Origin of the sequence: Cognaticolwellia mytili, assembly GCF_002104475.1 — a bacterium.
GTDB classification, from domain to species: domain Bacteria; phylum Pseudomonadota; class Gammaproteobacteria; order Enterobacterales; family Alteromonadaceae; genus Cognaticolwellia; species Cognaticolwellia mytili.
On sequence record NZ_NBOF01000003.1, the window covers coordinates 419196 to 440576 of the forward strand.

Annotated in this window: 18 protein-coding genes; 8 read left to right on the forward strand and 10 right to left on the reverse strand. The window is 36.7% G+C overall.

Going from position 1 to position 21381, the window contains the following annotated elements; genetic code table 11:
• The first annotated feature begins 47 nt into the window (after positions 1-47).
• The 3 genes from ptsP (at position 48) to B7C41_RS11425 (ending at position 4234) form a co-directional block, all read left to right on the forward strand.
• Positions 48-2324, forward strand: coding sequence for a phosphoenolpyruvate--protein phosphotransferase (gene ptsP / locus B7C41_RS11415; protein WP_085299046.1), 2277 nt, complete (start codon positions 48-50; stop codon positions 2322-2324).
• Between the two features lie 75 nt (positions 2325-2399).
• The gene (locus tag B7C41_RS11420) at positions 2400-3191 is read left to right on the forward strand and encodes a sulfite exporter TauE/SafE family protein (RefSeq protein ID WP_085299047.1); all 792 of its coding nucleotides are present in this window, start codon (positions 2400-2402) and stop codon (positions 3189-3191) included.
• A 209-nt stretch (positions 3192-3400) separates the two neighbouring features.
• Complete coding sequence (locus B7C41_RS11425; RefSeq protein WP_085299048.1) at positions 3401-4234, forward strand: thymidylate synthase; 834 nt, start codon at positions 3401-3403, stop codon at positions 4232-4234.
• A 138-nt stretch (positions 4235-4372) separates the two neighbouring features.
• Here the strand turns inward: B7C41_RS11425 and B7C41_RS11430 are convergent, their stop codons facing one another.
• Positions 4373-4618 (reverse strand): YfhL family 4Fe-4S dicluster ferredoxin, encoded by a 246-nt coding sequence (locus B7C41_RS11430; protein ID WP_085299049.1) that lies wholly within the window; start codon positions 4616-4618, stop codon positions 4373-4375.
• A gap of 3 nt (positions 4619-4621) precedes the next feature.
• Positions 4622-5983, reverse strand: coding sequence for a prephenate-dependent tRNA uridine(34) hydroxylase TrhP (trhP, locus tag B7C41_RS11435; protein WP_085299050.1), 1362 nt, complete (start codon positions 5981-5983; stop codon positions 4622-4624).
• Positions 5984-6233: 250 nt separating this feature from the next.
• Here trhP and B7C41_RS11440 point away from each other — a divergent pair, with 250 nt between their 5' ends.
• Positions 6234-7076: an HDOD domain-containing protein gene (locus B7C41_RS11440; protein WP_085299051.1), complete on the forward strand. Its 843-nt coding sequence runs from the start codon at positions 6234-6236 to the stop codon at positions 7074-7076.
• 61 nt (positions 7077-7137) lie between these two features.
• Here the strand turns inward: B7C41_RS11440 and rdgC are convergent, their stop codons facing one another.
• Together rdgC and B7C41_RS11450 are read right to left on the reverse strand one after the other, a co-directional pair.
• A complete protein-coding gene (gene rdgC, locus B7C41_RS11445; RefSeq protein WP_085299052.1) occupies positions 7138-8058 on the reverse strand; it encodes a recombination-associated protein RdgC in 921 nt (306 codons plus the stop codon).
• 127 nt (positions 8059-8185) lie between these two features.
• On the reverse strand, positions 8186-9937 hold the full coding sequence (locus B7C41_RS11450; protein WP_085299053.1) for a sensor histidine kinase: 1752 nt from the start codon (positions 9935-9937) through the stop codon (positions 8186-8188).
• A 352-nt stretch (positions 9938-10289) separates the two neighbouring features.
• Here B7C41_RS11450 and B7C41_RS11455 point away from each other — a divergent pair, with 352 nt between their 5' ends.
• The 4 genes from B7C41_RS11455 to B7C41_RS11470 all read left to right on the forward strand — a co-directional run bounded on the left by B7C41_RS11455 (position 10290) and on the right by B7C41_RS11470 (position 14643).
• Positions 10290-11240, forward strand: a complete 951-nt coding sequence (locus B7C41_RS11455; RefSeq protein WP_085299054.1) for a porin — start codon at positions 10290-10292, stop codon at positions 11238-11240.
• Positions 11241-11443: 203 nt separating this feature from the next.
• Positions 11444-12145, forward strand: coding sequence for a phosphate regulon transcriptional regulator PhoB (phoB, locus tag B7C41_RS11460; RefSeq protein WP_085299055.1), 702 nt, complete (start codon positions 11444-11446; stop codon positions 12143-12145).
• A 10-nt stretch (positions 12146-12155) separates the two neighbouring features.
• A complete protein-coding gene (gene phoR / locus B7C41_RS11465; protein WP_085299056.1) occupies positions 12156-13457 on the forward strand; it encodes a phosphate regulon sensor histidine kinase PhoR in 1302 nt (433 codons plus the stop codon).
• A 220-nt stretch (positions 13458-13677) separates the two neighbouring features.
• Positions 13678-14643, forward strand: coding sequence for a PstS family phosphate ABC transporter substrate-binding protein (locus tag B7C41_RS11470; protein WP_085299057.1), 966 nt, complete (start codon positions 13678-13680; stop codon positions 14641-14643).
• A 130-nt stretch (positions 14644-14773) separates the two neighbouring features.
• Here the strand turns inward: B7C41_RS11470 and B7C41_RS11475 are convergent, their stop codons facing one another.
• The 6 genes from B7C41_RS11475 to B7C41_RS11500 all read right to left on the reverse strand — a co-directional run bounded on the left by B7C41_RS11475 (position 14774) and on the right by B7C41_RS11500 (position 21194).
• Positions 14774-15271 carry a glycine cleavage system protein R gene (locus B7C41_RS11475; protein ID WP_085299058.1) on the reverse strand — a complete coding sequence of 166 codons (498 nt, stop codon included), beginning with the start codon at positions 15269-15271 and terminating at the stop codon, positions 14774-14776.
• Between the two features lie 57 nt (positions 15272-15328).
• A complete protein-coding gene (locus tag B7C41_RS11480) occupies positions 15329-15694 on the reverse strand; it encodes a PilZ domain-containing protein (protein WP_085299059.1) in 366 nt (121 codons plus the stop codon).
• A 129-nt stretch (positions 15695-15823) separates the two neighbouring features.
• Positions 15824-17497, reverse strand: a complete 1674-nt coding sequence (gene ettA, locus B7C41_RS11485) for an energy-dependent translational throttle protein EttA (RefSeq protein WP_085299060.1) — start codon at positions 17495-17497, stop codon at positions 15824-15826.
• A gap of 400 nt (positions 17498-17897) precedes the next feature.
• Positions 17898-18737 carry a substrate-binding periplasmic protein gene (locus tag B7C41_RS11490; RefSeq protein WP_085299061.1) on the reverse strand — a complete coding sequence of 280 codons (840 nt, stop codon included), beginning with the start codon at positions 18735-18737 and terminating at the stop codon, positions 17898-17900.
• Positions 18738-19002: 265 nt separating this feature from the next.
• Positions 19003-20298, reverse strand: coding sequence for a sensor domain-containing diguanylate cyclase (locus B7C41_RS11495; RefSeq protein ID WP_085299062.1), 1296 nt, complete (start codon positions 20296-20298; stop codon positions 19003-19005).
• A gap of 443 nt (positions 20299-20741) precedes the next feature.
• Complete coding sequence (locus B7C41_RS11500) at positions 20742-21194, reverse strand: CBS domain-containing protein (RefSeq protein WP_085299063.1); 453 nt, start codon at positions 21192-21194, stop codon at positions 20742-20744.
• Positions 21195-21381 lie beyond the last annotated feature (187 nt).

Consider the following 21381-nt stretch of genomic DNA (forward strand, 5'->3'; position numbering starts at 1 on the left):
ATTTACACATAGCTTAATTACAAAAAAGTTTAATTATAGGGATTATAATGCTTACTACTCTACGTCGAATTGTGCTCGAATTTAGCCAAGCAGCAGAGCTTGATCCCGCTCTGTTACGTTTAGTGGTGCAAGTTAAAAAGGCCTTGTCTTCTCAGTGCTGCTCAGTTTATTTTGCTGATCATAACAAACAACACTTTCTGCTGATGGCATCAGACGGCTTAGCTGAAGATGCTTTTGGTCGCACAAGTATTGGCTTTACTGAAGGTCTAGTCGGCTTAGTCGGTCAACGTGAAGAACCAATAAATATTGCTAATGCCCAACAGCATCCTGACTTTATCCATGCACCAGAAGTCGAAGAAGACAAATATAAAGCTTTTCTAGGCACACCAATTATTCATCAACGTAAAGTTCTCGGCGTATTAACCGTGCAACAAGAGCAAGCGCGTTCTTTTACTGAAAACGAAGAAGCATTTCTCGTTACTTTATCAGTTCAGTTAGCTGCGGCCATGGCGAGTCTTGAAGCGCAAGGTTTAATGCGGTTATACGGTAGTAGTCAAAGTGCCATTAAAACTCATAAAGGCATTGGTGGTGCGCCAGGTGTTGCGATTGGTGAAATGGTAGTTGTTCATCCAATGGCAGACTTAGCGACTATTGCGGTGGCTAAAGAGCAAAATACTCATCAACAGTTGAGTCGATTTAATGAAGCAGTGCAAAGTACCCTTGTTGATTTTACTGTGATGGGTGGGAAGTTAAAATCAATTACCTCAGATAGTAGCTTAGACATCTTTGAGGTCTATAAACAACTGCTTGAAAGTGACAGTTTTAAAACAGAAGTTTTGCATAAAATTCAACAGGGCTGGAATGCTGAAAGTGCATTGAAATTGATAGTTGACGGCTATGTCATTCAATTTGAAGCGCTAGACGATGATTATATCCGAGAACGTGCAAGTGACATTAAGGATTTAGGTAATCGTTTATTAGAGAACCTTCAAAATTTAAAAGTACAGGAGCAGAAATTACCTGAAAAATTTGTACTAGTTGCCGAAGAGGTAACTGCGTCAATGATTGCTGATTACCAGCATCAAGGTTTATTAGGTATTGTTTCATTGAATGGTTCTAATAATTCTCATACGGCAATTTTAGCTAAGGCTTTGAATATACCCGCTATTATGGGGGTTGAATATGTTTTCATACGGCGATTTCATCGTAAAGAAGTTATATTAGACGGGTACTCGTGCCAGCTACATGTTGCGCCAAGTGAAGCATTAGTTAATGAATATCAACATATTTTACTAGCGGAAACTGAGTTACAAGCCCAAGTAAATAAAGTAGCCCATTTACCGACATTAACGCTTGATGGTCACAATGTGAAGCTACTTGTAAATAGTGGCTTATCATCAGGTTTTGAATTTTCGCATAATGTTGGCGCCGAAGGGGTGGGCCTTTATCGAACTGAGATTCCTTTTATGAACCGCAGTTGTTTCCCTTCCGAATTAGAGCAAACCGCATTGTATCGACAAGTGCTTGAGTCATTTCCAAATCAACCAGTCACTATGCGGACATTGGATGTTGGTGGTGACAAGTCATTGCCTTATTTTCCCATTACCGAAGCAAACCCATTTTTAGGCTGGCGTGGAATTCGGATCACACTTGATCACCCTGAAATATTTTTAGTACAAATACGAGCGATGATAAAGGCAAACATTGGTCTTGATAATTTAGCAATTATGCTGCCAATGATCTCTAGTATTAGTGAGGTTGATGACGCAATAAGGCTGATTAACCAAGCCTACTTTGAATTAAGCACAGAACTATCAATTACTGAAACCAACAAATTAGTAAAGCCGAAGGTTGGCGTTATGGTGGAAGTGCCTAGTATCATTTTTCAATTAGAAGATTTAGCCGATAAAGTGGATTTTTTCTCGGTTGGCAGTAATGATCTCACCCAATACCTATTAGCTGTTGATCGTAATAATACCCGCGTTGCCAATTTATATGATTTTTATCATCCATCCGTTTTACGGGCGTTAAATTATATTGCTCAAAAAAGCACAACACGCAATATGCCATTAAGTATTTGTGGTGAGTTGGCGAATGAACCTACAGGGGCTTTGCTACTGATGGCCATGGGTTACAAAAACTTGAGTATGAGTGCACACAGCTTAGCTAAGGTGAAATGGGTAATACGCCATGTTGAGTTTAGTGTGATAGAAGATATATTGACCAAGGTACTAACCCTGACGAATGCCAGTAAAGTGCACAGATATATGCATCAGCAGTTGGTTCAACTAGGCTTAGAAGACTTTGTTCATGTTAGGCATTAAGTGTTAGGCGTTAATGTCTGTGATATGCTGAATATTCTAATTTTGATTTTTTTCGTGGTAGATTAAAACGTGTCGATGCTGGTAAGTGTATTTTTAGCTTGTGCTCTATTAGGTGCTATTGTTGGTTTCTTTGCTGGTTTATTAGGTATTGGCGGTGGGCTAATTATTGTTCCAGTACTAGTCTACTTACTACCTTTTTTTGGTGTCAGTGCTGAGTTGGCCTTCCCTATGGCGTTAGCAACATCACTTGCTTCTATCATTTTCACTTCCTCTTCTGCCGCCTTTGCTCATCATAAAAACGGTAATATTCCTTGGGATATCGCCAGACGTATCGGTATTACCGTTGCTATTGGCGCAATGGTAGGAGCAATAATTGCAGGCATGCTAACACTTGATGCCTTAACATTATTCTTTGCTTGTGCCGTATTTGCGTTAGCAGTTTATATGTTCTTATCGATAAAAATTGAGCGAAGTATTGCGCTGCCTGCGAACTGGATATTACAACTTATTGGCTTGTTCACTGGCATTATTGCCAGCCTAATGGGCATTGCCGGTGGGGCAATATTAGTGCCTATTTTAATGTACTGTTCGTTGTCTATGCGTCAAGCGATTGGAGTTGCTACTGCAAGCGGTATTGTTGTCGCGTTATTTGGTGCGCTAGGTTATGTGATTATTGCGCCAGAGCAAGCCGTATTACCGGCTTGGAGCCTCGGTTATATTTATCTGCCGGCATTATTAGGTATTGTTTTAACATCATCTTTATTTGCACCGATAGGCGTTAAAGTCGCCGAATCATTATCCATTCCATATTTAAAAAAAGGCTTCGCAATATTTTTGATGTTAGTGGCTATTAAAATGATGTTTTAAATTCATTAAAAACTGCACAGGCTTTAAGCGCTTTACATTAAATGGTTTCAAATAAGTTAAATTCTGCAAGAAATTTTGCCTAGTTGGTAATAATTAGGCATAATTTTGCTGTTATAATAAAGTCGAAAATTCATTGCTAAGGAACGCTACGATAGTAATGATTTCGGTATTAATTCCCCACTGTTTTATTGATTTTAAAGGAAAGCCTAGTGAAAGCATATCTTGACTTAATGCGCCATGTAAGAGACGAAGGGGTTGAAAAATCTGATCGTACCGGCACGGGCACTAAAAGTATTTTTGGTCATCAAATGCGCTTTGATCTCGCAAAAGGGTTTCCCTTAGTGACGACAAAGAAATGTCACCTTAAATCTATTATTCATGAGCTATTATGGTTTATTAAAGGCGAGTCCAATATTGGCTATTTAAAAGATAATGGTGTAAAAATTTGGGATGCTTGGGCAACTGATGATGGCGAGCTAGGTCCAGTTTATGGTGTGCAGTGGCGCAGCTGGCCTGCTGAAAATGGTGAAACTATTGATCAGCTAGCACAATTAATTAATGATTTAAAAAATAACCCTGATTCACGTCGCCATATAATTACAGCGTGGAATCCTGCGTTATTACCTGATACCTCTATTAGTCCTGATGCGAATGCAGCATTAGGTAAACAAGCGCTACCACCTTGTCATACCCTATTTCAATTTTATGTGCTAAATGGCAAATTAAGCTGCCAATTATATCAGCGCAGTGCCGATATATTTTTGGGCGTGCCATTTAATATTGCAAGCTATGCTTTATTTACCATGATGATTGCGCAAGTTTGTGATTTGGAACTTGGTGACTTTGTCCATACCTTTGGTGATGCGCATTTATACTTGAATCACCTTGAACAAGTAGAAGAACAATTATCTCGTGAGCCATTAGCGTTACCGACTATGTGGATGAACCCAGAGGTTAAGAGTATTTTTGATTTTACTTTCGAAGATTTTGAATTACAGAACTATCAATCTCACCCACATATTAAAGCGCCGATTTCAGTTTAGGCGTACTGAGCAATAAAGTGAAATTATAAATAATAAAAAGCCCTGCAATATTAATGCTATTACCGGGCTTTTTAGTATTAAGTAGCGTTAAATTACCTCGTAACTGAGCTACTGACATTTACTCGTTAAATAATTTTTCTAGCCATGCATACGAAGAAACTTTGCTAGTAGAGTGTCCTCATCTTCGACTTTGTCAGGATCCGGCTTTATACAATCAATAGGACATACTGAAACACAGGTTGGCTTATCATAATGACCAATACACTCAGTACATTTATCAGTGTCAATCTCATAAATGTTTTCGCCCATTGTAATGGCTTCATTAGGACATTCTGGGTCGCACATGTCGCAGTTAATACAGCTGTTTTCAATGAGTAGTGCCATTAACTATTTGTCCTGATTCTGTGCAAAAGGGTGACGCGTTGTGCCTCCTTCAGTCAGGTACCGCATAATAATACCAAATGATAAATCTACATCTGTATCTAATTCGATAGCTACTTTATGACCAGAGCCTTTGGCGTCATCTACAGGTTCGCCTTTTAAGTTTTGCATTTTTGTTAACGTAAAACTAATGTTACCAGTTGGGGTCATTAGCTCTAGTTGGTCACCGGTGAGGAACTTATTTTTTACATCAATTTCAATTAAGCCGGTTTCTTCATTACGGCCCATGACTTCACCAACAAATTGTTGGGTATCACTTTTTGAATAACCATAGTCATAGTTCTGCGTATCACCATGGCGATGGCGTTGTAAGAAACCTTCAGTGTAACCACGATGTGCTAAATGCTCTAAATCAGTGTTTAAACGCTGATTAAACGGCTTGTCGCTAATGGCATCGAGCATTGCCTGATTATATATTTGTGCGGTACGTGCACAATAATAGAAAGATTTAGTGCGTCCTTCAATTTTTAAGGAATGCACGCCCATTTTAACTAAGCGTTCTACATGCTCAACAGCACGTAGATCTTTTGAATTCATGATATAAGTGCCGTGCTCATCTTCGAAAGCAGGCATATATTCCCCTGGGCGACCTTGTTCTTGAAGTAAAACGACATCTTCAAAGGGCTTTTGTTCTGGTATATAAATTTCGGCAGGTTTTGTGGCAATAATATCGCCTGTTTCAGTTTCTTTCGCTGGATGGCTATCGTATTTCCAACGACAAGAGTTAGTGCAAGTACCTTGGTTAGGATCGCGTTTATTAATGTAGCCCGATAATAAGCAACGGCCAGAGTATGCCATGCATAAAGCACCATGCACAAAAACCTCTAGTTCCATTTCTGGGCAATGAAATCGAATCTCTTCAATTTCATCGAGCGATAATTCACGTGAAAGAATAACGCGCTCAACCCCTTGTTGATACCAAAATTTTACTGTTGACCAATTAACCGCATTTGCTTGCACTGAAAGGTGAATTGACATCTCTGGAAAGTTTTCACGTACCATCATTATTAAACCTGGATCTGACATGATCAAGGCATCAGGACGCATTTCAATAATTGGCTTTATGTCACGAAGAAAAGTTTTTAACTTACTGTTATGTGGAGCAATATTATTAACGAGATAGAATTTTTTATCCAAAGCATGTGCTTCATCGATCCCTATTTTTATATTTTCTAAACTAAATTCATTGTTACGCACCCTAAGTGAATACCTTGGCTGGCCTGCGTATACGGCGTCTGCACCATAAGCAAAGGCATAACGCATATTTTTTAAACTTCCCGCAGGAGACAATAATTCAGGTTTCAACATAACAAAAATTCAACTTAGTAAAATCGGCCGCGTATTGTAATTTAGTTTCACCTGTTTGATTGTTTTTTGTCAGTTTAACTTGATCTTGATCAAGCGAATATGTGGTAAAAATATCACCGTAATTATAATGTTTGTAGTTATAAAATATAAGAGTCGGTGGTTAGAGGAAAAAAACTTTATGTATTGGCAGTAATTTCAATATATTGTGCTAAATTTACTTATGTAATAACACTAATAATAAGGATGATCTATGGGCGCTGAAAATGCACTTTATACAATACTGGTTGAAAAGATTAAACAAGACACTTTAGTATTACCTACTTTGCCAGAAATAGCGCTAAAGGTGAGAAAAGCGGCTGATGATCCAGAAGTGAACCTCGGAAATATGAGCGATATTATTGCTCAAGATCCTGCGTTGTCTTTAGGTATGTTAAAAGTGGCCAATAGTGCTGTTTTTGGTAGAGCAGTGAGGGTGGAAACTGTTACACAATCGGTTACTCGTATCGGTCTGAGGCAAATTAAAAGTATTGCAACAGCTATGGCTGTTGAGCAAATGTTTGTTTCAAAAAATGCGGCTATATCTGAGTATATGCAAAAATCGTGGAATAAAACTGTTGATGTTGCAGCCGTTGCTATTGCATTAATGACTTTGTATTTACAAAAAAATAAACACGCAGCATTCAGCCTTGATACTATTACATTAGCAGCATTAATTCATAATATTGGTGTCCTTCCCATTTTGCTAGAAGCAGAGAATCATCCAGAAGTATTTGCTAATCCAGTGTTCATTCAGCAAGCCATTATTAAGTTTTCTAATGAAATTGGTGCTGAAGTTACTAAGTCTTGGGAGTTCCCAGCAGAGTTTACCGAATTAGTATCGGTATGGAATGATTTATCGGTGTTACCAAAAGAAGTGCATTATATTGATTTTATTCGTGCTGGTGCGGTTTACCACGAAATATTTAAAAGCGACTCAACTCGAGATATTCTCCTGAAAAGTTATGTCACTAAAGGCATACTCCCCGATGCTGATTATATGGCATCGGAAGAGTTTGAAAGCTTATTAACAGAAGCTAGAGCTATGTTTAACTAATGTTATAACTAAACTTAAATAAAAGGCGCTTAAGCGCCTTTTATTTACTCTTAAAGATAAACTATTCTTCTAGATAATCACTAGCTTTAAGTGAAAACTCAGCGAGTAAATGATCGATAAAGCGGTTAAGTTCACCTGCCATCAAGGCAAAGTCGGCATCAAGTTTAGCGATAACATCATCACTATCAATATCGTCATTTTGCTCTTGAATAACATCGTAAAATTTCAAGCGTTTCACAGCCAAGTCATCACATAAAATAAATGATAATGACTCATCCCATTCAAGTGCAACTTTTACTGCGTATTTATCGGCATCAAGATGGGCTTTAATTTCTTCACTGGTAAGATCTTGGTTCTTAACGCGAACAACTGCGCCATCGTCACCTAAAGCGTTAAACTCAGCTTCCATACCAAGCTGAAAATTAGCGCCTAAGTTACGCTCAACTAACCAATCTGTCATCACTTCATCTGGTGCTTTTTCAGGTGAGGGAGTCGTCACAGGTAAAGTACCTAACGATTTACGTAATAAAGCTAAAAAGTCTTCGGCCTTGCCACGACTGCTAGTATTAATAACAATAATGTTATGGCTAGCATTAATATAGGCTTGTGTGTCGCTATAACGAGAAAATGCTCGTGGCAACAATTCAAAAATTATATCTTCTTTAAATTGTTCTTTCTCTTTTTTAGTTGCACCGCGTGATTGTTCAATTTCCAATTGAGCAATCTTTTGCTCAAGCATATCTTTAATTACGGGCGCAGGGAGAATTTTCTCTTCTTTACGTGCAGATAGTAAAAGGTTACCGTTAACGCCATGAACTATAGTTTGACCATGCTTACCTAATGCGTTAACCCAACCAAAGTGTGACTGCTCAGTAGAAGCACAAGGGGTAAATAGGTGCTCAGACAATTGTTTTTCTAAATCAGCTTCTGAAACTTCAAATGGGCGAGTAAAGGCAAAAAAGTAAAGGTTTTTAAACCACATTAAGATAATCCTAGGTCCCAACATTGTGGGCTAATAATTGAAAAACGAGCGTCATATTACCGTAAATACTCTTTGCACGCACGCCAATATTTCTTCTACTCTATAGTGCTAATTTAGTAAACTATTATTACATGCTAGCGAATTCTATCTCGTACCGTAAACCTTGTCCTAGTGTTGAGCTAGCTGTCACTCGGCCATTTAGTGTATCTTGTACCAAGTCATGTATGATATGAGTGCCTAAGCCTGAGCCTCCTTGACTTGCGGCGGTAGTATAAAAAGCATCAAATAAATGACTAAGCTCTTCTTCAGATAATCCATGACCATTATCTTGGTAAGTAATATGTGCTTGATCATCCCCTGTTAGCCTAACATTTATGGTAATAATTCCGCGATTAATATCCTTAAAACCATGAATAATAGAATTAATAATTAGATTGGTAAATATTTGAGACAGGGCTCCAGCATGGCAATAAATATTTGAATTTTCAGGACAATCGACTTTTATGCTATGGTTGGTTTTCTTTAATTTAGGGTGTAATGAATGAATAATTTCATCGAGATACTTACCAATATTAACCCAACGAATCTTATCGCTTATTTGATCAACTGCGACTTGTTTATAGCTACTAACAAGCTCTGATGCTCGGTTGAGATTATTAAGTACTAGGTTAATTCCTTGCTCAGAATTTTGTGTGTAGTCATTAAGTACGCGTTTACTTAACTTGTTGTTATCAATATCAGCTTTAAGTGCAATAAGTAAATCTGCTAAATAACTGGTTGAAGTAATGCTGACTCCGATCGGGGTATTAATCTCATGAGTCACTTCTGCTGACATATTACCAAGTATTGCCATTTTCTCTGCGTCAAGTAATCGCTCTTGAGCCTTATTTAATTCTAAAATAGAACTTTTCAAGTCATGGTTTGTTGCTATCAAGGTTTCTTCAGTGATACTTCTGCGCTTATTTTCTGCCTGTAGCTTACTTTGCTGTTCTAATAATTCACGTTGCTGCATTTCCATTTTTAACATTGTGGTGCTGAGTGATGAGGTTTTTTTCGCCACTTCTTGTTCTAGCATTAAATTTTGTTCATCGAGTTGGCTGTTTGCAGAAATAATTTTATTTTGTGCCAGTGAAAGCTGCTCTTTATACACCACCAGTTCATCGATCAGGTTATTGTAAGCATCTTGTAATATATTCAGTTCATTCTTTTCGTAATTAATAACATGTAATTTTGATGCTTCGGGGTCATCGAGATCAAATTGATTAATTTGTTCAGTAAGCTCATTGAGAGGATTGGTAAGTAAACGCGAAAAGGCAATTGAAAATAACAGTACCAAAGCGGCTGTTTTCACCATAGCGTTACCAATTAAAAAGTAAATACCAACTTGTATCCGATTAAAAATAACCTCGTTACTTGAAAGTAAAGTTACTGAGCCTACTTTTGTGGTACGACCGGAAAACTCAAAAATTAAAGGGAATGAATGACCAAATAAACCATCAGAGGTAGAAGATACATTAAAATATTCATTATTAGCAGAGTCATCACCTAACGATTCAATATTTAATGTATCTTCATCAGCGATTAAGCCTAGTTGTGTGATTACTTGGTTGTTTTCATCAGTAATAGTAATACCTTTTATCATGGGTATAGCGACTAAACCGTCAGCAATATCAATGGCTTGTTGAGTGTTTAACTCCCAGACTGCACGAGTTAAGCTGCCACTAAATGTTTTTTCAAGTGTTAAAAGTTCGCTGGTAATGTGACTCTTGGTATTAATATACTCAGCGCCTATCTGTACACAAGTCACCAAAAAGGTGAGCACAAAATAAAATGATAATACTCGTGTGAGTAATTTTCGTGACAGGCTAGTAGTTTTCATTAAATATTTCTTTTATTTAGTATTTCTTAATTTTAGCTTTTGATAGCAGGTTAACAGTCTTTTTTAATATTATACACCAAGCCACCTGAGATAGTATTTTTAAGTGCTTTGGGTCTAAATACTTATCTTAAGTAAAAGTTAGTTATTGCGCTATTATTTAACTGCTCCGTTACAGTATTGTTGAGTTATGTAATAAATTCATAATCTAATCGACATAAAAACATCAATTAAGCTTCGTAATTTTGTCATAATTATTTAAAATAATGCAATTCATGTCACAAAAGTGTCATAAAAACTTGGCAAAATAGTCTTAATTACTTTCTAGGCCTATTTAATTTTTAAAGGTATAAAAATGAAACATACGTACAGCAAAATAGCAGTCGCTTTATTGTCTTCTTTATCAATGTCAGTATTTGCAGCTGATGTTGACATTTATGGTAAGGCTAATCTCTCAATACAGTCTTCAGATTTTGGCGAAGGCTCATTCACTGAAGTGACAAGTAATGCTTCACGCATTGGCTTTAAAGGGACTCATGAGCTTACTGATGGTCTAACGGTAATTTATAAAGCAGAGTTTGAAGTTGATTTAGACGGTGATGGCCATAAAGGTTATGGGTCTAAAGAGAAGGATGTGGACACTTTTGAAGCACGCAATCAGTATGTTGGTTTAGCGGGCAGTTTTGGCGAAGTTTTATTAGGTAAAAATGATACTATGTTAAAACAGTCACAGGGCAAAGTTGATTTGTTCAGTGATTTAAATGGCGATATTAAAAACCTTTGGAAAGGTGAAAATCGCATGGCCGATACGGTCTCTTATAAAACGCCAAAATTTAATGACTTTCGCGTAGGCGTTACTTATATCGCGGAAGACTCAGTAGGTGCTGACAATGGCGTTTCCGTAGCGGTGTTTTACGGTGATGTTAAATTGAAAAAGTCAAAAGTTTTTGCCTCAATTGCTGTTGACTCTGAAGTCAAAGGTTACGACATTACACGCGCAACTGTACAAGGTAAAATAGGTGGTGTTGTGTTAGGGGCGATGGTTCAAACACAAGAGAAAGTTGATGGTAGCGCTGAAATGGATGGCTACATGGTTTCTGCTAAATATAAAATGGATAAAGTGACTTTTAAAGGTCAATATCAAGCGGCTAACTTTGATGGCAGCGATGATAAATCCGGTGTTACGATCGGTGCCGATTATTCATTAGCTAAAAGTACCAAGCTTTATACCTTTTACACTAGTTTTGATATGGATAGTGGCGCAGATCAAGACTACTTAGCAGCAGGTATTGAATACAAATTTTAATTTTACGGATATCGATTAATTAAATTCAATAGGTGAATGTATAACTTCTTATTATAGAAAAGTCGCTTGGAGCGGCTTTTTTCTACCTATTTTAAACGGCTTAGCCGGTCATGATATTAATTTTATTACTGTCATGAAACTGTCACAAAAAGTTATCACAATGTTTGGTAGACGATTTTTTATTTAGGCATCAGGAAAGATACATGAATAGACAGATTTTAGTTGTTGAAGATGAAGCGCCGATTAGAGAGATGATCACCTTTGTATTAGAGCAAAATGGCTTTAATGCCATTGAAGCCGAAACTATCGAGCAAGCCCAAGCAAAAATTAAGGAGCCTTATCCGGATTTAATTTTGCTTGATTGGATGTTACCTGGTGGTACTGGGGTTAAGCTTGCTAAATCACTTAAACAAAATGAATATACCCGCTCTATTCCAATTATTATGTTAACGGCAAGAGCAGATGAAGACGATAAAGTGAAAGGCTTTGACGCCGGTATTGATGATTATGTTACTAAGCCATTTTCACCGAAGGAACTTATTGCCCGCATTAAAGCCGTAATACGCCGTGTTGCGCCAACTGCGCTTGAAGAAGCGATTGAATTTCATGGTATTAAGCTAGATCCTGTTGCGCACCGTGTCTCAATCAATGATGAAAACCTAGATTTAGGGCCGACAGAGTTTAGATTACTTCACTTCTTTTTAACCCATACTGAGCGAGTATATAGCCGTGAGCAATTACTCGATAATGTTTGGGGCACTAATGTTTACGTAGAGGATAGAACTGTTGATGTGCATATTCGACGTTTACGTAAAGCCATTTCTGGTCAGGGTCATGAAGACTTTATCCAAACCGTGCGAGGCTCTGGTTATCGCTTTTCTGGTAAAATTAAAGATCGAGTATAATTAATAAACTATGCCTTTTCGTTTATCTCCCCGCACTATCGTAACTCGACTTATTGTCGCACTGATTATTAGTGGCATTATTGGTTATGTATTAGGCACGACCTTTTTAGCGTTGAGCATAGCTTCAATTGGTTTGTTGGTCTGGAATTATAATCATCTATTTAAATTGATGAATTGGTTGTGGCAAGGGAAATCTATTGCGCCGCCGCAAGCGCGAGGTATTTGGGGACGTATTTATGATGGGCTTTATCGTCGCATCAGAAAACAACGTCAAAAGCAAAAGCAGCTAAATGAACGGTTACGTAAATTTCGTGATGGCGCAGAGGCATTGCCGGATGCAGCGCTGGTACTGTCAACCGAGTTAACCATTTTATGGGGCAATAAAAAGGCCTCACAGCTCATTGGTATTCGTTGGCCTGGTGATGTTGGCCAACGTATTGACAATTTGATACGTTTCCCAGAGTTTGCTAAATATTTGGACGATGGTAACTATGAAAGCCCTTGTGTGATTACTTCGCCAGTGAATAGTGAATTACAACTTGAACTGAGAATGATGGCTTATGGCAGCGATCAAATTTTGCTGCTAGCCCGTGATATTAGTAAAATTCAGCGTTTAGAAGAAATGCGTCGTGACTTTGTTGCTAATGTTTCTCATGAGCTGAAAACACCTTTAACGGTAGTTCGTGGCTATGTTGAAATGGTTCAGGCAAGTGAGACGGCTTTAGCGCCCCATTGGCAAAAAGCGTTCACCACCATAGAAACGCAAGTATCGCGTATGGATCGCTTAGTTGAACAATTGCTAGTGCTTTCACGTGTCGAAAATAATATTGAAGATGATAACTTGCAACAAGTCGACTTATCTCGCTTAATCTTAACGATCGTTGAAGATGTACAATGGCTAAATCAAGATAAAAATCATGTGATTAGTGATGATATTGCCGCAGATATTAAAGTTAATGGCAATGAGCACGAGTTAAAAAGTGCTTGTATGAATTTATTGTCAAACGCTATTGCTTATACACCAGCAAACGGCGTTATTGAGGTTAGTTTAACTAGTGATGGTAATAAAGTGCGTTTTAGTGTTAAAGATAATGGTCCAGGCATTAAGCCTGAACATGTTAATCGCTTAACTGAACGTTTTTTCCGGGTTGATAAATCGCGCTCTCGAAATACTGGCGGCTCAGGCTTAGGCCTAGCTATTGTTAAGCATGTGCTAAATCATCATAACGCAGAGCTTGCGATTGAAAGCGAGTGGCATGAAGGCAGTGAATTTATAATTTACTTCACGATAAGAAACAGCTCTAAAGCATAACACCAAGTACTTTATTAGTAAGTGCTTGGTAAACTCCTCCTTCAAATATATATTAGTTTCCAACTAATTACTGACTGATAAAGTAGCAATATTACGCTAATAAAAAATAATGACAAAATTATGAACACTGTCATCTAAGTGTCACAAACTTTACTTATTATTGTCATATTCGAGCCATATAGTGTTCACAAATTAATTTACATTCTCATCGGAGAGTAACATGAGTTTAAAACGTGTTTTAGGTGTTATCGGCTTAACCAGTGCATTAAGTTTTAGTGCCTTAGCAGTAGATAGTAATTTACCTAGCTATAAAAAAGTCAGTGGTGTTTCAGGTAATGTATCTTCAGTTGGCTCAGACACACTAGCTAACATGATGACATTTTGGGCGGAAGAATTTAAACGCACTTACCCAAATGTTAATGTGCAAATTCAAGCGGCAGGCTCTTCAACCGCGCCACCGGCATTGACTGAAGCAACTTCGAACTTAGGTCCAATGAGTCGTAAAATGAAGTCTCGTGAAATTGAAGCCTTCGAAAAACGCTACGGTTACAAACCAACTGCAGTACGTGTTGCTATTGATGCTTTAGCGGTTTTTGTGCATAAAGATAATCCTCTTAAAGGTTTACGTATTGATCAAGTTGATGCCATTTTTTCTAACAACCGTAAATGTGGCGCTGCAAAAGATGTCGATCGCTGGGGCGACTTAGGGCTTACCGGCGAGTGGACAGGTAAAGATGTGCAACTTTATGGTCGTAACTCAGTGTCAGGTACTTATGGTTACTTTAAAAAGAAAGCCTTATGTAAAGGTGATTTCAAAAATAATGTTAATGAACAGCCGGGCTCTGCATCAGTCGTACAGTCGGTATCTGCTTCATTAAATGGTATTGGTTATTCTGGTATTGGTTATAAAACTTCAGGTGTTCGCGCCTTACCATTATCGAAGAAAGGTGATAACTATATAGAAGCAAATATGGCTAATGCGATTTCTAAAAAGTATCCGTTATCTCGTTTCTTATACGTTTATGTTAATAAACACCCAAATAAGCCGTTAGCACCAATGGAAGCTGAATTTTTGAAAATGGTGTTATCGAAATCAGGCCAAAAAATTGTTGAAAAAGATGGATATATCCCATTGCCAGCAAGTGTGGTCACTAAAGAATTTAATAAATTAGGTTTATCGTTATAAATTAACTTTACTGGTAGAACTAAGCCCATATTCAGCAATGAGTACGGGCTTTTTCAATTTAAGTCGGGGAATATGCTTGGTTAAATAAAACAACAATAAAGTTATGGTTTTAGATAAATATCAGTTCAATTTAACGAGAAATATCGACCATCAAGTCATCAGCTAAGTTTTCTAATGCACTGATCATATTGTCAACATCTGCGTCATTAGCAGCAATCGTCACTTTTGCTTTAAATAATTCATGGCCGAAATGTGGAGCGCTTTCTTGGGTGCTGACTAACTTGAGTAAATTGCCACCATTACTGTGAATAGTAGATGAAATTTCCTGCACTATACCAGCTCTGTCATTTGCAGTTAACTCTAAGATTAATTGAGATTCAGTGACCGAAGCTACTGAGGTTGCTTGCTCAATTTGTATTTTAAAATTTTCTAAATCAGCAAGCTCTTTCGATAAAGCAGAGGTAGAACTGTTAGGGCAAACAATTTCAACAACACCTGCAAAAATCCCTGACATTTGATGCAAGCTCGACTTTTGCCAATTGCCTTGATGTTTACCAATTATATTAGATAAACTATCAACTATGCCTGGGCGGTCAGCGGTAATAAAAGAAATAATAAGGTGATTCATTGCATGTCCTTTGAAAAATTATGAAAGATTATTCTTACTTAGTTAAAATCTTACTCGTTAGTACTCACTACGACTTAGCTGCGATAACTCTTTATGCAACTGCTCATCATCACCTAAGTTAAGTTCAATTAATCGTCGTAATAGACTGACACTATCGATATCAATTCCATTGCATTGTACACCTATCTCACTACCTTCTTGATGAACGATAGCAACATTCATGACGATACTAGTATCGGTATCATCAAGTTGAAATGACAGTAAGCCGAGTTGACGAGTGAGCGTTAAATTTTTACTGTCGAGGTAAAGCAGAGCTCCATTTAATGAAATGTCGTGAATTTTGGCTTCAAATTGATGTTCATCCACCGTAAGTGTTGCCTGCATTGAAAAGAGAACTCGTGTAAATTGACGTCGATTTTGCATGAATTTTAAGCTTGGCCAAGTGATACCTTCAGCATAGCTTGCTTTTAAAAAAAAGGCACCTTAATTAACATATTAAGGTGCCTTTATCTTGTTAATTACTAATCAGTTAACTGATTAGTAATTAACTAATTAGCCAATCTTTTTGTATTTTATTCTATGAGGTTCAAGTGCCGCAGGGCCCAAGGTTTTTCTTAACCATTCATCATAATCAGTAAAGTTACCTTCAAAGAAGTTTACTTGGCCTTCGTCGCGGTAATCAATAATATGTGTTGCAATGCGATCTAAGAACCAACGGTCATGTGAAATAACCATGGCGCAACCTGGAAATTCTAGAATGGCTTCTTCTAATGCACGTAAGGTTTCAATATCTAAATCGTTGGTTGGCTCATCGAGTAAAAGCACATTACCGCCAGTTTTCACTAATTTGGCCAAATGCACACGATTACGTTCACCACCAGATAATTGACCTATGATTTTTTGCTGATCAGTACCTTTAAAGTTAAAACGACTAACATACGCACGTGCTGGTATTTCATAGGTGCCTATTTGAATGATTTCACTACCTTCTGATATTTCTTGGTAAACAGTTTTTGAATCGTCCATATCATCACGGAACTGGTCAACACTGGCTAGTTGTACTGTATCACCAACACTAACGGAACCTGAATCTGGTGATTCAGCGCCTGAAAGCATTTTAAATAACGTTGATTTACCTGCGCCGTTAGCACCAATTATCCCGACAATAGCACCTTTAGGAATGCTAAAACTTAAGTCATCGATTAATACTCTGTCGCCATAAGATTTGGTTAAATTGTCAACATCAATGACTTTATCACCAAGGCGTGGCCCAGGTGGGATATATAATTCGTTAGTTTCATTACGTTTTTGATTTTCATTACTTGATAATTCTTCAAAGCGCGCCATACGGGCTTTACTTTTTGCTTGGCGACCTTTTGGATTCGAGCGTACCCAATCAAGCTCATGCTTAATGGTTTTTGCCAAGGCATTTTCGGTGCGCTTCTCTTGCTCAAGTCTGGCATCTTTTTGTTCAAGCCAATTAGTATAATTACCTTCGTAAGGGATGCCGTGGCCACGGTCGAGCTCTAATATCCAGCCCGCTACGTTATCAAGGAAGTATCTATCATGGGTAATGGCAACAACTGTACCTGAATAGTCATGTAAGAAACGCTCTAACCAAGCCACTGATTCAGCATCTAAATGGTTAGTTGGTTCATCAAGTAGCAGCATGTCAGGTTTTTCAAGCAACAAACGACAAAGTGCGACACGACGACGTTCACCACCACTTAATACGGCAATTTTTTGATCCCACTCAGGTAAGCGTAATGCGTCAGCAGCACGTTCCAAAACGTTATCAATATTATGACCGTCTTGTGCGTTGATAATATCTTCAAGTTCACCTTGCTCTTTTGCTAGCGCGTCAAAGTCAGCACCTTCTTCAGCATATTCGTTATACACTTGGTCAAGGCGCGCCATGGCATTTTTAACTTCCGATACTGCTTCTTCTACTGCTTCGCGTACGGTTTGGTTTTCATCAAGCTGAGGCTCTTGTGGTAAATAACCAATTTTAGTACCGGTTAACGCGTTAGCATCACCTTCAAATTCTTTATCAACACCTGCCATTATGCGCAGTAACGTTGATTTACCTGAGCCGTTTAGGCCCAAAACACCAATTTTTGCACCAGGGAAGAAGGAAAGAGAAATGTCTTTTAAAATAGTACGCTTTGGTGGAACCACTTTACTAACGCGGTTCATCGAGAAAATAAACTTATCTGGCAATGCCATCTAGAAACCCTTTGTTGTAAGGAAAATTATATTGACGATATTTTAGGTTAATAACGGCATGATTAGCAAATGGCTTTTAGCATAAGAGCTATCTATCTTTGTCCGTTGCATTTAATGTTTGTCTAGGTGTGTATTAGAGGATATTGAGATTTGTATGTGTTTTCAGCAAAAGGCTGGTTTTAATGTTAGTAAAGTACAATGAACGAGGTTTGCTTGCTCCAAATAAGTGAAGCTCTAATGCTGCTAGCATTAAAAACAACCATAAAGCTAAAGTCATCTTACTTTGTGTTGAAAATAGTTGGTGTAGACGACTAAACTACATCACTTTCGCCTTAATTAAGTCGATTTTATCTCTGTGCTGAATTATTAAACAAAGGTCAACAGCCCTTAGTGTGAATTCTTAATTATATCGGCTAATGATTTCTTCTAAAATGCCGTTCTTTTTAATGCTTGCTAAACCCTTGTTAAATGCTTGGTATTTTTGTTGATAATTTGTGGCAGCTTTTGAAATAGCGAGATAATAATTTTCATTTTTCAATGTGCCAGCAGAATCGAATAAGTATTGTTGTTTTGGATGATTTTTTCTTAAAATAAATTGTGCCATTCGTTTGTCTATTAAGGCAATATCGATTCGCCCTAAAATAAGCTTACGAATGTTTTTTTCATCGTTGAGTACTTGATCTTTTTTTATTTTAAGATGATGAGAAAAGCTTTTTGGGTAGGCATATTTCTGAACAGTTCCAATTGTAAAAGGAGTTAAATCATTTAATGATTGATAAGTAACCTGCAATGATTTTGCTTTTAGAAAGACTAATTCAGAATGAGTAAATGGCTTTGAAAATTTAAACCATTGAGTTCTATTATCTGAATGCCATAAAGTGATTCCATCAGCGATACCTTGCTTAGCATATTGAAGTGCTCGACCAAATGGTAATATTTCGACATTAAGTTTGTAACCTACACTGGAAAGTGCAGCGGTAATTATTTCAATATTTAGGCCCTTTATCTCCTCATTTTCATTTTTATAATTATATGGTGGGTATAGAGCAACAACTAGCTTAAAAAACTTATCATTGTTTTTATCGGACTCGATTTGAGTGGCAATTGAATTTTTTGTAAAACATAAGCAAATTAAACACAAAATCTGACATATGTTTTTTAGGCGAGATGAGTATGAAAGCATTCTCTTATTATTAGAAGCTATCTTTTTTAATGATGAGTAATTGAATAGTAATGCCATAAGAATATTTTAGTTGCATCTGTTTTTTAAGCTGTAATCATTGCTGATTAAATTGTTAAAAGTATTTAATTTTAATAATGTCAATTTTCTCTCATTACATCCTTTGTTTTATTGTTTACAATCAATTGGTTAGGTTGAAAGCTAAATGTTGATAATAAAATATCGATGATGTATATGCCTTATTTATTTTGTAACATCACATAAATTATCAGTTTTGATAGAATATAAGGCGTTATCGTATAAATGAAGCTACTTAGCCTGTCTATTAATCAATTATTACAACTTGGTTTCTGCCGAGCGATTTCGCTTTATAAAGTGCAACATCTGAACGTGCGTACATATCTTCAAAACAAGTATCTGTGGTTTTAATTACTGCAACGCCTAGGCTGATTTTTATTGCTAATTGAATATTATTTGTGATCGAAATGGGGGTTGTATCAATCAGCTTTCGCAATCTTTCAGCAAATTTTTGACACTGTTCTTTTGGTGTATGAGGAAGTAAAATTAGAAACTCTTCTCCACCAATACGTGCAAGAATATCTTCAGTTCTAATTGTAGGAATAATTAGATCTGTAATTTTTAAAAGAGCTTTGTCCCCCATTGGGTGACCGTATTGATCGTTAATATCTTTAAAGTGATCAATATCAATGGATATCACACCAAGTGCTTGTAAATTTCTTTTAGCACGATTAAATTCGTGTTTTGCATTATCAAAGAAGTAACGACGATTATATAAACCAGTTAATTCATCGGTATTTGCCAGTTTCTTGAATTTTTCTTTTAAGTGATACAATTCTGTCACATCGGTAGAAAAACCAATTAAAGTTTTATTATTTTCTTCAAAGTCACAAGGAACTTTAATGCTAAGATAATGATGAATTTTATTGTCAGCACCTAATGACGTTTCATTAATGACAATTTTTTCACCTTGTTCGAATACTAGTTTATCTGTTTGCCAAAAATGATCTGCAAACTCTTGCGGGATAACATCAATATCACGCTTACCAATAATATCCTTTGCAGGTAAACCAAAAAGCTCTGCAACTCTACTATTGACATACTTAAAGGTTCTATTGGAGTCTTTCATATAGATGTAGGCATCGACATTATTTAAAATAACATCAAGCAGATTCTTTTGATTTTTGTTTTCAGTTTCTAAAGTTTTTTGTGTTGTAATATCTGTTGATATTCCTATCAATCCAATTACTTGATTTTTATCGTTAAATAGAGGTTTTTTAATTGTTTTGTAGGTGTGGATTTTACCCGTTGATTTGACCGAGTTATTTTCTTCAGATTCGATAGCTACTTTATGCTTAATAACCTTTAAATCGTTCAGACGTAGCTCATCAGAGATTCCAAGATCAAAAAAGTGGCTATCATCTTTGCCAATAATATCATCTACAGGCATTTGAAATAAATTGGCCACGTCAGAATTGATATATATATATTTGCCGTCCAAATCTTTGGCGAAAACATAAGCACCTATGTTATCTAATATTTCAGCCATTGATTTCACCTGTAGTAATAACTTTTCGGCATCTTTGTTTTTTTTATCTAACATATGTGTTTCCAATCATTACTATTCATCTATTCCTTTTGCTATTAATTTGAGCTTATTTATAGATATGTGCGCCTAAACTAGAGCTTTAACTTGTTTGGAGGTGCAACATCACTCATCGTCTAATATTTATTAATTTTAAAGTATGGCAAAGAATATCAATAATATACACTCTGAAAGCCTACTTGTAGCGCAATAATGTATTATTTTGTTAAGTATGATATTTACATTGTATGATGCTGTTAGGTGCTTAAATAACGTTCGACTCTATAGTGGTGAATTTCGGTAAATGGAAATAATACAGAAAGTGACTTTAGTAAACATCATTTTACTTACGTGATGATTTGACCTAGTAAGCTATTAAATAGGTGAAATTAAGTCATTTCCAACGATTGATAAAAAAATGTGTAGGTTATAAGTTGCTGGTGTTAGAAGTAACTGTTAGCCTATTTAGAAGGAGCTAGCTTTTCTTTAGTGACTTGAGCCTTTCTGCGATATTGTACTGCAATGATTTTAATAATATCACGCCAAGTAACTATGCCTATTGGTTTTTCTTCTTTGCTAATAACAGGGATACAGGAAATTTTATGATCGTAAAACATCAAAACGGCTTCGTTTAAAGTAATTTCATCACTAGCGGAAATTACGTCTCTACACATAATCAAATGAATTTTTTTATTAAGAATAAAGCTGTCTTGTGGGCTCTCCTTACGAGTACCAATTGTTGGGCTAAGGTGTTGCAATAAATCCCTATCATTGATGACACCTGTTAGCTTACCATTATCTGTGATTAAGATATGATGCATATCGTGAAGTTCGAATAAACTTTTAGCATCACTGAGTGTACTATCCATGTCTAGAGTCACTAAATCCCGACGCATTATTTGGCTAATTGCCATATCTATTCCTTACCGCAAACAACTGCAAACGAAGATGAAATAATATAATAGTGATGACTTCTCGGCAATAGTTAGGCATAAATGACTTAATAGTATGGATTAATTCTTCTTGTCACAAAAGTGTCACACAACTGTCTTATAATTGCTGCAGTTATAAAAAATCATCATAGTTGAAGGTATTTTTAAG

Bases quoted from the DNA above. Each gene is read 5' to 3' on its own strand.
- ptsP (WP_085299046.1), top strand. From the start codon at position 48: ATGCTTACTACTCTACGTCGAATTGTGCTCGAATTTAGCCAAGCAGCA.
- B7C41_RS11420 (WP_085299047.1), top strand. From the start codon at position 2,400: ATGCTGGTAAGTGTATTTTTAGCTTGTGCTCTATTAGGTGCTATTGTT.
- B7C41_RS11430 (WP_085299049.1), bottom strand. From the start codon at position 4,618: ATGGCACTACTCATTGAAAACAGCTGTATTAACTGCGACATGTGCGAC.
- trhP (WP_085299050.1), bottom strand. From the start codon at position 5,983: ATGTTGAAACCTGAATTATTGTCTCCTGCGGGAAGTTTAAAAAATATG.
- B7C41_RS11440 (WP_085299051.1), top strand. From the start codon at position 6,234: ATGGGCGCTGAAAATGCACTTTATACAATACTGGTTGAAAAGATTAAA.
- rdgC (WP_085299052.1), bottom strand. From the start codon at position 8,058: ATGTGGTTTAAAAACCTTTACTTTTTTGCCTTTACTCGCCCATTTGAA.
- B7C41_RS11450 (WP_085299053.1), bottom strand. From the start codon at position 9,937: ATGAAAACTACTAGCCTGTCACGAAAATTACTCACACGAGTATTATCA.
- B7C41_RS11455 (WP_085299054.1), top strand. From the start codon at position 10,290: ATGAAACATACGTACAGCAAAATAGCAGTCGCTTTATTGTCTTCTTTA.
- phoB (WP_085299055.1), top strand. From the start codon at position 11,444: ATGAATAGACAGATTTTAGTTGTTGAAGATGAAGCGCCGATTAGAGAG.
- phoR (WP_085299056.1), top strand. From the start codon at position 12,156: ATGCCTTTTCGTTTATCTCCCCGCACTATCGTAACTCGACTTATTGTC.
- B7C41_RS11470 (WP_085299057.1), top strand. From the start codon at position 13,678: ATGAGTTTAAAACGTGTTTTAGGTGTTATCGGCTTAACCAGTGCATTA.
- B7C41_RS11475 (WP_085299058.1), bottom strand. From the start codon at position 15,271: ATGAATCACCTTATTATTTCTTTTATTACCGCTGACCGCCCAGGCATA.
- B7C41_RS11480 (WP_085299059.1), bottom strand. From the start codon at position 15,694: ATGCAAAATCGACGTCAATTTACACGAGTTCTCTTTTCAATGCAGGCA.
- ettA (WP_085299060.1), bottom strand. From the start codon at position 17,497: ATGGCATTGCCAGATAAGTTTATTTTCTCGATGAACCGCGTTAGTAAA.
- B7C41_RS11490 (WP_085299061.1), bottom strand. From the start codon at position 18,737: ATGGCATTACTATTCAATTACTCATCATTAAAAAAGATAGCTTCTAAT.
- B7C41_RS11495 (WP_085299062.1), bottom strand. From the start codon at position 20,298: ATGTTAGATAAAAAAAACAAAGATGCCGAAAAGTTATTACTACAGGTG.
- B7C41_RS11500 (WP_085299063.1), bottom strand. From the start codon at position 21,194: ATGGCAATTAGCCAAATAATGCGTCGGGATTTAGTGACTCTAGACATG.